Here is an 11,507-nt window from a genome sequence, read left to right on the forward strand (position 1 = left end):
AACCACCTGAAACGTTTTTTGCCGATGGCGGAATGGCCCAGTGGGATTTTTCTGTATCAACGCCTTACCTGCAACGCACCTGGATTCACGATGTTGGTGGGGGTGCCTTTGATGAAATTCACCACGTTGTCGAATGCTGCACCAAAGTAAAGCTCGTAGCTGTCTTGCTCCACATAGCCGATATGGGGTGTACAAATGCAGTTCTCCAGCCGGAGGAGGGCGTGGCCCTGGAGGATGGGCTCGCTCTCGAACACATCGACTGCGGCCATGCCGGGGCGACCCCGGTTCAAGGCTGCGATCAGTGCGTCGGGTTCAATCAGCTCGGCCCGCGAGGTGTTGACCAGAAGCGCGGTGGGCTTCATGCACGAGAGATCTTCGAGAGAAACGATGCTGCGTGTTTCATCGTTCAAGCGAAGGTGCAGCGAGATCACATCGCATTGCGAGAAAAACTCTTCGCGCGTGGTGGCAGCCTGGTAGCCATCCGTCAGGGCCTGGGCGCGTGAGGCTTCGCGTCCCCAAATGCGGACGTTCATTCCAAATGCACGCCCATAGCCCGCCACCAGTTGGCCAATGCGGCCATACCCCCAGATCCCCAGCGTTTTGCCACGCAGCACGTTGCCAAGGCCAAAGTTGGCGGGCATGGAAGCTGTCTTCAATCCCGATTGTTGCCACGCGCCGTGCTTGAGGTTGGAGATGTACTGTGGCAGCCTGCGCATTGCCGCCATGACAAGGGCCCATGTCAACTCAGCGGGAGCTACGGGGGAACCTACGCCTTCTGCCACCGCAATGCCACGCTCGGTACAGGCCGCCACATCGATGTGGTTGCCGATCTTGCCGGTTTGCGCGATGAGCTTGAGGCGGGGCAGTTTTTCCACCAGTTGCCGGGTGATCTGCGTGCGCTCCCGCACCAGAACGATGATGTCAGCGTCCTTGAGGCGAACCGAAAGCTGGCCCAGTCCTTTGACGGTATTGGTGTAGACCTTGGCGGTGTACGCGTCGAGCCGGGATGCGCAGTGGAGCTTGCGGACTGCGTCCTGGTAGTCGTCGAGAATCACAATGTTCATCCCGACATTGTGCCTTGGTGAAGCGGCCTGCATCACGCCGGGCGGCCTCCTTGCGCATCAAAGGTGTTGGACTTTTCGTGACGGAGTGTTGGAGCCACCTGCCAGAACGAGCGCGTATTCTTGTTCAGCCATGGCCTCAAGGAGGTCGAAAATAGGTTCCGGATGCTGGCAGGGGCAACGGACTCGCCCACATGCGGCGGGATGCGATGGGGAGTGCGGTGGCTGCTCCTCGAACTATTTTGCTTAAAACCATTAAGGAAGGCCCCGCAATGAGAGGGCATCAATGGCTCGTTGTGAGAGATGGCGCCGCCTCAACAGGTTTGCAGCGCTGCCTCTGATGCGGCCATTCGGTCCAGCTCAGCGCACACATCCGCCATGCGGCCAGCGATCACCAGCCGGCCCGAGCCGCCCGATGCTGGGGCTCGGCGCAGGACCTTGGCCGTCCTGCTGGCAGAGCCTTCTGCCGACCACGGTGATCCACAGGGGTTGCGGGTGGTCGCAGGCGAAGACGTGAATACTCCGCCGCTGGTGGTTGCCAGTCGAGTTGGGGCTTCGGTGGGCGGTGTCTGAGGATTGACCGTAAAAGGCCAATTGCCACGCAGCGGACGCTGGTGCGGGATGCCCGCGGGGCGTTGGTGGGGCTTGCGGGTGCCTGCCTCACTGTGGCCGCTGCCCCGGGCCGCATCTTCGGGATGGGCATGGGCTGTGGATGAGTCTGCCGCAGACTGCATTTTGAGAGGGCTTGCGTGATGGAGCCAGCGGGTCAGTGAGCGCAGTGGGGTGGAGAGTGCAGAAAAGGTGGTCAAGGCAATTCCCATGTGAAAACTCCGAAGGTCGGGGGTTGGACATAGGCAGGATTGCAAATCGAACCGGCACCGCAGGGCTGGCGTACCTGTTTTATCGGTACACCAAACGCCCGCCACCTGCAGTGCGGCAGCTAACTAGGGAATGAATGTGATGGAGCGCTGTGGCTACATCAGCATGGTGTTGCGGATGAGTCCGACCGCGAGACCTTCGATCTCGAACGGTTCGCCAGGCTGCACCACGATGACCGGGTAATCCGGGTTTTCGGGCAGCAATTCGATGGCCGTGGCGGTGCGACGCAGGCGCTTGACCGTCACGTCGTCTCCCAGGCGGGCCACGATGATCTGGCCGTTGCGGGCTTCACGGGTGGACTGCACGGCCAGCAGGTCGCCATCCATGATGCCGGCATCGCGCATGGACATGCCGCGCACTTTGAGCAGGTAATCGGGCTTGTGATGGAAAAGGCTGTTTTCCACACTGTAGGTCTGGTCAACGTGTTCCTGCGCGAGAATGGGCGAGCCCGCCGCCACGCGTCCCACCAAAGGCAGAACCAGCTGTGAAAGCCCGGGAATGGGTAGGTTGAACTGGCTGCCACGTGCTGCATTGATGGAGCGCACCGTGTCGCTGCGCAGACGGATGCCACGGGATGTGCCGCTGACCAGTTCGATCACGCCCTTGCGTGCCAATGCCTGCAGATGCTCTTCGGCCGCATTGGCCGACTTGAACCCCAGTTCGGCCGCGATTTCTGCGCGGGTGGGAGGCGCACCAGTGCGTGCAATGGCCGTCTGGATGAGATCCAGAATCTGTTGCTGGCGGGCGGTGAGTTTCGGGTTGTCGAGCATGGTGGTTTCCGGTGGAGGCGGCTACAGTGACGGACAACTGTTTTTTAATCCAGTAACTGTATTTTTCACCAGTTTTTCGGAGTACGCAAGTGAGTGGGCAAAAAATTGTAGTTTTGGGCACCGGGGGAACCATTGCGGGCACATCCGCGCAGGCTGGCGACAACATTGGTTACACCGCTGCACAGGTGGGCGTTGAGCAACTGCTTGCGGCCGTTCCCGGATTGCAACAGGCGGCGCAGGGTGGGCTGGTGGCGGAGCAGGTGGCCCAGATCGACAGCAAGGACATGGATGGCCAGGTGTGGCATGCGCTGGCGCTGCGCTGCGCACACCACCTGGAAGATCCGGAGGTGCGTGGTGTAGTCATTACCCACGGAACCGACACGCTGGAGGAGACGGCTTGGTTCCTGCACGAAGTGCTGGATACCCGGGCGAAACCCGTGGTGCTGACCTGCGCCATGCGCCCAGCGACAGCGCTCACGCCCGACGGCCCGCAGAATCTTCTGGATGCCGTTGCCGTGGCGGTTACACCCGGTGCACGGGGCACGCTGGTGGTGGCCGCTGGGGAAATCCATGGGGCGCGGCAGGTTCATAAGGTGCACCCCTACCGGGTGCATGCGTTCAACTCGGGCGAGGCTGGCCCTTTGGGCTGGGTGGAGGAGGGGATTCCTCGCCTTGTCCAGGATTGGCCGCCAGCGCTTGGTAAATCCGCATTTGATGCTATTAAAAATAGAGCATCCTCCTTTGCCTGGCCCCGCGTGGAAGTGCTCGTCAGCCACGCTGGCGCATCGGGCGCCATGGTGGATGCGCTGGTGCGTGATGGGGTCCAGGGGCTGGTGGTGGCCTGTACGGGCAATGGCACCATCCACCACGCTCTGGAGGCCGCGTTGCTGCGTGCACAGGATGTGGGTGTGCGGGTGGTGCGGTCCACACGCTGCTCCGAGGGGCAGGTGCTGCCCAAGCCGGGGGATGCGTTGCCCGACTCCAGAGGACTCTCGCCCTTGAAAGCCAGGATCTCGCTGATGCTGGAACTGCTGCACTGAGAAACAAGGCCACCCCGATGTTTTTTGCTGCCCTCAAGACCCATGCGTGGGCCTACCCGGCGCTGGAGGTGGTGCACATCGTGGGCATTGCCTTGCTGCTGGGCAATCTGGTCTTGCTGGAGCTGCGGGTGTTTGGTCTCGGGGCGGCATTGCCCGTCAAGGACCTTGCGCGGCTCAGCCTGTCGCTGGCGTTGTGTGGTTTTGGACTGGTGGCTGCGTCGGGCCTCTTGATGTTTGCCACGCAGCCTGCCGAACTGCTCGCCAGCCGCGCATTCACCTTGAAGATGCTGCTGTTAATGCTTGCAGGCTGCAACGCCGCGTGGTTCCATGGGCGGGGTTCGCTGGCGCGCCTGGACGGTCTGGCCCGGGTGCAGATGCTGGGTTCCACCATGATCTGGCTGGCTGTGGTGGTCTGTGGCCGCTGGATTGCCTATCTCTGATCGACACGACAAGGGGAGAATCGATGACCCACCTGCAACGCCGCCACGTGCTCCTGGCCGCCTCCGCCGTTCCGCTGGGGGTGCACGCCCACCACGGTTGGAGCAGTTTTGATCCTGAGCGTCCCATCTATCTGGAGGGTAAGGTACTCAAGGTGCGCTGGCAAAACCCGCATGCCGAGCTGGAACTGGAGATACCTGCCGAACTGAAGCTGCCTGTGGATCTGGCCCAGCGCGTGGTGCCGGCCCAGACCTCCCCCGTGGACGGCAAGGCCCTGCTGGCCAAGGCTGTGTTGCCCAACCGCAAGGACCGCCGCTGGGAGGTCGAACTGGCGCCCCTGACCCGCATGCAGGCCTGGCAGGTGCAGGAGATCAAAACCGGCGCGGCGGTATCGGTGGTGGGCTTTACCCTGCGCGAAGAGAAGGGCGATGCGGTGCTGCGGGCGGAGTATCTGTTTGTGGATGGCAAGGCCTACGGATTGCGCTCCAGCCCAGCCTGAATAACCAGGATGGCCTGGTTTCCAGGTGGAAGCCCTGAAGCGGTTGTCTTCGCCGCATAAAAAAAGCGACGCCCGGGGTGCCTGGGCGTCGCTGGTTTCGGGGGCGTGTGCCCCATGCGTCAGCTGGCGAGTGCCTGCAGCGCGCGTGCCGTGATTTCGTCTACGCTGCCCGTGCCGCTGATGGCGCGGTACTTGGGTGCAACCTCAGGCTCGGCCTTGGCCCAGTTGCTGTAGTAGTCCACCAGCGGGCGTGTTTGGTCGCTGTAGACCTGCAGGCGCTTCTTGACGGTTTCTTCCTTGTCGTCCTCGCGCTGGATCAGTTCTTCGCCCGTCACGTCGTCCTTGCCTTCCACCTTGGGTGGGTTGAACTTGACATGGTAGGTGCGGCCGCTGGCAGGGTGCGATCGGCGGCCGCTCATGCGTTCGATGATGGCGTCAAAAGGCACATCGATTTCGAGCACGTAGTCGAGCTTGACACCGGCCGCCTTCATGGCGTCTGCCTGGGGAATGGTGCGCGGAAAACCGTCGAACAGGAAACCCTGTGCGCAGTCGGGCTGCGTGATGCGTTCCTTCACAAGACCGATGATGATGTCGTCACTGACCAGGGCACCCGAATCCATCACGGCCTTGGCTTGCAGGCCCAGAGGCGTGCCAGCCTTGACGGCGGCGCGCAGCATGTCGCCAGTGGAGATTTGCGGGATGCCGTACTTCTGGCAGATGAATGTGGCTTGCGTGCCCTTTCCGGCGCCAGGCGCGCCCAACAGAATCAGTCTCATGGAAGTCCTCGAAGGTTAGAAATCGGTTGGCGCCGCTGGCGGGGACGTTCGAAGGGCGCCTGAAGCCGTTCTGTGCGCCCGGGATGCGGTGCTCTCGTTGCGGGCGAGGATAGCATGTGACTCCTTGCGCTGACTTACACCCTGCATCGGTTTTGGCAAGGGTGCCGCGGCGTGGAGAGCCGCTGCATGGAGCTGGCAGGTGCATCACACGCAGCCGGGCGCCACCTCAGCGAAAAAGGCCGCGCACCCGCTCCAGGTCTTCGGGCGTGTCCACACCCGGGCCCGGGGCGGTTTCTGCCAGGTGCACCGCAATGCGGTGGCCGTGCCACAGCGCGCGCAGTTGCTCCAACGCTTCCACCGCCTCGGTGGGGGCGGGCGCAAGGGTCGGAAATTCCCGAAGGAAGCCTGCGCGATAGCTGTAGATGCCGACATGCCGCAATGGCGCAAACCCATCCAGGGCGGCCACGCCGGGTGCCGCCGCGTGTACAGCGCCTTGCCACCAGGGCGAACCCACATGGTCACGCGCAAAAGGGATGGGCGCCCGGCTGAAGTAGTGCGCCAAGCCGCGCGCGTCGAGCACCACTTTCACCACATTGGGGTTGGTGTAGTCGGTCAGGGATGCAATGGCGTGGGCTGCGGTGCCCATGCTGGCCTCGGGGCGGGCAGGCAACAAGGCCGCGACGGCGTTGATGAGGCCGGGATCCATCAGGGGTTCATCGCCTTGCACGTTGACGACCACGTCGTCCCCGTCCAGGCCCAGTTGTGTGCAGGCCTCGGCCAGGCGGTCGCTGCCGCTGGGGTGGTCAGCGCGGGTCAGTATCGCTTGCACGCCATGGGCGGCGCAGGCCTGCAGGATGCGGGGGTCATCGGCGGCCACCACCACGCGGGCTGCCGCGCTCTGGGCGGCACGCTGGGCCACCCGCACCACCATGGGCAGGCCTGCGATATCGGCCAGGGGTTTGTCGGGCAGGCGGCTGGATGCCATGCGGGCCGGGATCAGCACCGTGAAGTGGCTGCCCGCCGCCGCAACGCCTGGAGCGATGGGGGCTGCGCCTGCGCTGCTCACTGCTCCAGTTCCTCGTCGGTGAGCGTGCGGGCTTCGTTTTCGAGCAACACCGGGATGCCGTCCCGCACCGGATAGGCCAGGCGGGCGCTGCGGGAGACCAGTTCCTGGGCATCGCGGTCGTAGGTCAGCGGGCCTTTGGTGACGGGGCAGACCAGCAGTTCAAGCAGTTTGGGATCCATGATGACAGCGCTTTCCAGGAGGTTCGTTCAGGCAGGCTGGGATGATAGCGGCGGCCCGGGCGGTGAATCGTCAATGCCTGCGGACGCCCAAGGCCTGCAGGCGCACATCCAGCGCCGCAAAAAAGGCCGGTTCAATCTGCAATTGCAGGGGCACAGCCAGTGCGTCCGGATGGTACCGCCAGAGCTTGACGGCATCTTTTTCTGTGCAAACAAGCGTGTAGCGCTTGTCAGAATTGCGGTTCCAGCTATCAAAATCGTAGTGATCTGGCAAGGCCTCCGTGTGTGCCAGTTGCAGTGCCTCGGACTGCAGCATGGCAAAGAACACTTGGGGGCGTGCCACGGCCGCCACGGCGTGCAGCGGCTGGCCGTGCAGGTCAGACAGCGGTACCCGGGTGCCGTCCGCACGCAGGGCGTAGGGGGCCAGGCGGCGCTTGAGGCCGTAGGCATGGGCGGGGTCGCTTCCAGGCGGCAGACCCCCTGCATGCAGCACAAAATCCACTGCGCGTGGCCAGGGCTCACGCAGGGGCCCCGCCGGCAGCAGGAAGCCGTTGCCCACGCCCTGTTCGTTGAAGATGCAGACCTCCAGGTCGCGTGACAAGGCCAGGTGTTGCAGGCCGTCGTCGCACACGATCACGTCGGTGTCGGGGGAAGCAGCCCGCAGGGCGCGGGCGGCGGTGATGCGGTGGGGCGCAACAAACACGGGCACGCCACAGCTGCGCGCGATGAGGGCGGGTTCATCGCCCACCTCGCGGGCCGGGCTGTCGGGCGCTACCGCGCGGCAGTCGGTGGTGCTGCGGCCATAACCGCGCGAAACCACGCCGGGGCGCAGGCCCAGGCCTTGCAGGTGCTGGACAAGGGCAATGACCACGGGGGTTTTGCCAGCGCCTCCGGCAATCACATTGCCCACGACGATGACGGGGCGGCCGGGGTGTTCCGCCTTCAGCATGCCCATGCGATAAAGAGCGCGTCGGATGCTTACCAATGTTCGGTACACCAGCGAGACCGGCCACAGTGCCAAAGCGACCGGTCCGCGCGTTTGCCAGGTCTTTTGCAACCCCGTGGCCTGGGGTAGAACGGTGTCGCGTGCTGCGGCTGACGAAGAGGGTGAGGGCGGCTGCGGCCCGGGGGCAGCCATGCCGTGTCAGCGGCTGGTGCTGCGCGCCGCGGCCGACGACTGCGTGGCAAACGTGATCTGCGTGAGGCCCACCCGGCGCGCGGCCTCCATCACCGAAACCACGGACTGGTGCGGCGCCATCGCATCGGCGCTGATGATGACCACGCTGCCCGGGCCCGCGCTGGCGGCACTGCGCAAGGCCTGCGCAATCGCATCCACGCTCTTGCCGTCCACCCCCGCCTTGTTGACGGCATAGCGCCCGTCGGCGGCCACGGACACGATGACTTCCTTCGGGTGGTCGCGCTGCTGCTCGGCATCGGCCACGGGCAGCGTGAGCTGCAGCTCGGTGAACTTGCTGTAGGTGGTGGTCAGCATCAAAAAGATGAGGATCACCAGCAGCACGTCGATGAACGGGATCAGGTTGATCTCCGGCTCTTCCTTGGCGCGGGGGCGGAAGTTCATGGAGCTTATTTGGCTTTGCGCAGACGCAGGATGTGGCGGACGAATTGTTCCGACGCCAATTCCAGGGTGAGCAGGTAGGCATCCACCCGGGCGCGGAAGTAGCGCCAGAAGATCAGCGCCGGAATGGCCACGATCAGTCCGAACGCCGTGTTGTACAGCGCCACCGAAATGCCATGTGCCAGCTGGGCCGGATTGCCGCCACCCATGGCCTGGCCCACGCCACCGCTGCCGGATTGGGAGCCGAAGATCTCGATCATGCCGATCACCGTGCCCAACAGGCCCAGCAGCGGCGCGGCCGAGGCGATGGTAGCCAGGGCCGCCAGGTACTTCTCCAGCCGGTGGGCCACGGCGCGCCCGGCGCCTTCCATGGCGGCGCGCAGGTCGGTCTCGCTGCACTGGGGGTTGCTGTTGAGCGTGCGCAGGCCACTGGCCAGCACCTCGCCCAGGGCGGAGTTTTGCGCCAGCTGGTTCACGACGTCGGGGGTGGGTACGGCCTTGGATGAGACCGTGATCGCTTCATCGAGCAGTTTGGGGGGGGCGACACGGGCCGTTTTGAGGGCCACAAAGCGTTCGAAAACCAGCGCCATTCCCAGGATGGAACACGCAATCAGGGGCCAGATGGGCCAGCCTGCGGCTTGTATGATGGACAGCAAATCTCTCTCCGCGCAGATGAAAGCAATCGGCGATTATGGCCCAGCTTGCAGGGCCCACTTCGTCACAAACCGTTACGTTGCTGTGCGCGCCACTGCCCCGTCTGCTCACCCACAAAAACTGTGGATAACTTTGTGGGCAACCCGGTTCTGCAACCCCGCAAAGTGGCGTCCCGCCGTGCTTGCAACAGATTGATGAAAAATTGTGCAGTGAAAAAACCATATAAATCAATAACTTGCACGTGCGCTCGTGTTTTGCAGCCCATTTGTAACGTGCCGATGTCGAGTCCCTCCGCTGGCCTGATTCTGTGGAGTACTCCGGCTTCCAATGGGGCGCAAACGCCCGCCGTTTCTAATGTCTGAGCGCCCAGGCCCAGCAGTGGCGCCCCGTGTGTGGGAGGTTGGCGCGCTGTGCCGCGCCATTGCTGATGCTCTGGAAGCGCGCTTCAATCCTGTCGCGGTGCGCGGCGAGATCACGGGCTTCTCGCGCGCATCCAGCGGGCATTGCTACTTTTCGGTCAAGGACGCCAACGGCCAATTGCGCTGCGCCATGTTTCGCCGTGCCGCCGGCCTGCTTGACTTTTCGCCGCGCGATGGCGAATTGGTGGAAGTGCGGGGGCGTCTGGGGGTGTACGAAGCGCGCGGCGATCTTCAGTTCATTGTGGAAAGCATGCAGCGGGCCGGGCAGGGCGCGCTGTTTGAGCAGTTTCTGCGCCTGAAGGCCCAACTGGACGCTGAAGGACTTTTTGACAACGCCCGAAAGCGCCCGTTGCCTTTGCAGCCGCGTGGCATTGGCCTGGTCACGTCCACCGGGGCGGCGGCCCTGCACGATGTGGTCACCGCGCTGCGCCGGCGCGTGCCCCACATTCCGGTGGTGCTGGTGCCTGCGCAAGTGCAGGGGGCTGCAGCGCCTGCTGCGCTGGTGGCTGCGCTATCAAAAGTGTATCTGCTCGCGCAAGCTGGACAAGCGCCAGGGGCTGATTTTGCCAAAAATCCGCCCATCGACGTGATCCTGCTGGTGCGGGGGGGCGGTTCCATCGAAGACCTCTGGGCCTTCAATGACGAGCAACTGGCCCGCACCATCGTGCAAAGCCCGGTGCCGCTGGTGTGTGGCGTGGGGCACGAAACCGACTTCACCATCGCCGACTTCTGCGCCGACCTGCGGGCGCCCACGCCCACCGCCGCCGCGGAGCTGGTGGCCCAGCCCCGCGATGTGTGGCTGGGTGCGCTGGGGCTGCTGGCTGGACGCATCAGCGACGGTGTGCAGCGCCAGCTCGACGCACGGCACCAGCGGCTGGACCAGGCCGCGGCGCGGCTGGGCCGCCCGTCGGGCCTGGTGGCCCGCGAGCAAATGCAGCTGGCGCGCCTGGCCCAGCGCATGCGCCACGGAGTGCTATTAAAACTGCAGCAACTTGCGCAATCACAGAAAGCGCTGGATGCCGATTTGCCTCAAAAAATGCAGCGGCGCCTGGTGCAGCAGGCCGAGCGGCTGGACCGTGCGGCCCTGCGGCTGGATCTGCTGGACCCGCGCCTGGTGCTGCAGCGCGGCTATGCCCTGCTGACCGACACCGAGGGCCAGGCCGTGACCAGCGTGCGACAGGCCCACCCTGGCGATGCCCTGCGCGCAACACTGGCCGACGGCGTGGTGGATATGACGGTGGCCCAGCCGCGCCTGCTGTGATGTCTTGATGCCGTCGGATGGGCTGTGGCTGTAGGACAGCGGCGGTTTGTGGTGCTGCGGGCCGGTTCTGGGTGGCCTCACGCTGCACAGGTCTGCTGATGTTCCTACAATGCCCCCTTCGCGCTGTGTCCGACTGCATTGCTCAGGAAAGAAAGCGTTGCAGATGGCATCCCGGAATTTCAAACCACAAGGAAACACCACCATGGAACATACCCTTCCCCCGCTGCCCTACGCCATCGATGCCCTGGCGCCGAACTACAGCCAGGAGACTCTGGAGTACCACCACGGCAAGCACCACAACGCGTACGTGGTGAACCTGAACAACCTGCAAAAGGGCACTGAGTTTGAAGCCATGACGCTCGAAGAGATCGTCAAGAAGTCGAGCGGCGGCATCTACAACAACGCGGCCCAGATCTGGAACCACACGTTCTTCTGGAACTGCATGGCTCCCCAAGGTGGCGGTGAGCCATCCGGCGCGCTGGCTGCGGCCATCAACGCCAAGTGGGGCAGCTACGCCGCCTTCAAGGAAGCGTTTGTGAAGAGCGCCGTGGGCAACTTCGGTTCGGGCTGGACCTGGCTGGTGAAGAAGGCTGACGGCAGCGTGGACATCGTCAACACCGGCGCGGCCGGCACGCCGCTGACCACCGCCGACAAGGCGCTGCTGACCGTGGACGTGTGGGAACACGCGTACTACATCGACTACCGCAACATGCGCCCCAAGTTCGTCGAGACCTTCCTCTCAAGCCTGGTGAACTGGAAGTTTGCGGAAGCCAACTTCGCCTGATGCACGGCGGGCCCGCTGGGTGAACCAGCTGGCGAACCAACAAAAAACGGCCCTCGGGCCGTTTTTGTTGGTAGGGTTCGGATTTTTCAATCGATTTTCTAAGCCCCA

At 63.9% G+C, this 11,507-nt stretch carries 13 protein-coding genes; 5 read left to right on the forward strand and 8 right to left on the reverse strand.

All coding sequences use genetic code 11. The features are described 5' to 3' along the window. Positions 1-56: 56 nt before the first annotated feature. Both ARADN35_RS0102920 and lexA read right to left on the reverse strand, forming a co-directional pair. Positions 57-1,064 carry a D-2-hydroxyacid dehydrogenase family protein gene (locus ARADN35_RS0102920; protein ID WP_010458796.1) on the reverse strand — a complete coding sequence of 336 codons (1,008 nt, stop codon included), beginning with the start codon at positions 1,062-1,064 and terminating at the stop codon, positions 57-59. Between the two features lie 971 nt (positions 1,065-2,035). Continuing rightward, complete coding sequence (lexA, locus tag ARADN35_RS0102925; protein ID WP_010458797.1) at positions 2,036-2,710, reverse strand: transcriptional repressor LexA; 675 nt, start codon at positions 2,708-2,710, stop codon at positions 2,036-2,038. 113 nt (positions 2,711-2,823) lie between these two features. Here lexA and ARADN35_RS0102930 point away from each other — a divergent pair, with 113 nt between their 5' ends. From ARADN35_RS0102930 to ARADN35_RS0102940, 3 genes are read left to right on the forward strand one after another with little or no spacing between them, the layout of a single operon-like run. Then, positions 2,824-3,750 carry an asparaginase gene (locus ARADN35_RS0102930; RefSeq protein ID WP_010458799.1) on the forward strand — a complete coding sequence of 309 codons (927 nt, stop codon included), beginning with the start codon at positions 2,824-2,826 and terminating at the stop codon, positions 3,748-3,750. Between the two features lie 17 nt (positions 3,751-3,767). Beyond that, complete coding sequence (locus tag ARADN35_RS0102935) at positions 3,768-4,190, forward strand: hypothetical protein (protein WP_010458801.1); 423 nt, start codon at positions 3,768-3,770, stop codon at positions 4,188-4,190. Positions 4,191-4,213: 23 nt separating this feature from the next. Then, complete coding sequence (locus ARADN35_RS0102940; protein ID WP_010458803.1) at positions 4,214-4,687, forward strand: DUF6152 family protein; 474 nt, start codon at positions 4,214-4,216, stop codon at positions 4,685-4,687. 119 nt (positions 4,688-4,806) lie between these two features. Here the strand turns inward: ARADN35_RS0102940 and adk are convergent, their stop codons facing one another. The 6 genes from adk to ARADN35_RS0102970 form a co-directional block, all read right to left on the reverse strand. Continuing rightward, positions 4,807-5,463 carry an adenylate kinase gene (gene adk / locus ARADN35_RS0102945; protein ID WP_010458805.1) on the reverse strand — a complete coding sequence of 219 codons (657 nt, stop codon included), beginning with the start codon at positions 5,461-5,463 and terminating at the stop codon, positions 4,807-4,809. Between the two features lie 226 nt (positions 5,464-5,689). Further along, on the reverse strand, positions 5,690-6,529 hold the full coding sequence (gene kdsB / locus ARADN35_RS0102950; protein WP_010458808.1) for a 3-deoxy-manno-octulosonate cytidylyltransferase: 840 nt from the start codon (positions 6,527-6,529) through the stop codon (positions 5,690-5,692). Continuing rightward, on the reverse strand, positions 6,526-6,708 hold the full coding sequence (locus ARADN35_RS0102955; protein ID WP_010458810.1) for a Trm112 family protein: 183 nt from the start codon (positions 6,706-6,708) through the stop codon (positions 6,526-6,528). The genes kdsB and ARADN35_RS0102955 overlap by 4 nt, the downstream gene beginning before the upstream one ends. 70 nt (positions 6,709-6,778) lie before the next feature. Next, on the reverse strand, positions 6,779-7,843 hold the full coding sequence (gene lpxK, locus ARADN35_RS25710; RefSeq protein WP_081474553.1) for a tetraacyldisaccharide 4'-kinase: 1,065 nt from the start codon (positions 7,841-7,843) through the stop codon (positions 6,779-6,781). Between the two features lie 6 nt (positions 7,844-7,849). After that, the gene (locus tag ARADN35_RS0102965) at positions 7,850-8,284 is read right to left on the reverse strand and encodes an ExbD/TolR family protein (RefSeq protein ID WP_010458814.1); all 435 of its coding nucleotides are present in this window, start codon (positions 8,282-8,284) and stop codon (positions 7,850-7,852) included. Between the two features lie 5 nt (positions 8,285-8,289). After that, entirely contained in the window at positions 8,290-8,937 is a 648-nt protein-coding gene (locus ARADN35_RS0102970) for a MotA/TolQ/ExbB proton channel family protein (protein ID WP_010458816.1), read from the reverse strand. Between the two features lie 352 nt (positions 8,938-9,289). Between ARADN35_RS0102970 and xseA the strand changes: the two genes are divergently transcribed. Beyond that, entirely contained in the window at positions 9,290-10,615 is a 1,326-nt protein-coding gene (gene xseA, locus ARADN35_RS0102975; protein ID WP_029413056.1) for an exodeoxyribonuclease VII large subunit, read from the forward strand. A 202-nt stretch (positions 10,616-10,817) separates the two neighbouring features. Next, the gene (locus ARADN35_RS0102980; RefSeq protein ID WP_010458819.1) at positions 10,818-11,399 is read left to right on the forward strand and encodes a superoxide dismutase; all 582 of its coding nucleotides are present in this window, start codon (positions 10,818-10,820) and stop codon (positions 11,397-11,399) included. Positions 11,400-11,507 lie beyond the last annotated feature (108 nt).

Origin of the sequence: Acidovorax radicis N35 (assembly GCF_000204195.1) — a bacterium.
Classification (GTDB): Bacteria; Pseudomonadota; Gammaproteobacteria; order Burkholderiales; family Burkholderiaceae_C; genus Acidovorax; species Acidovorax radicis.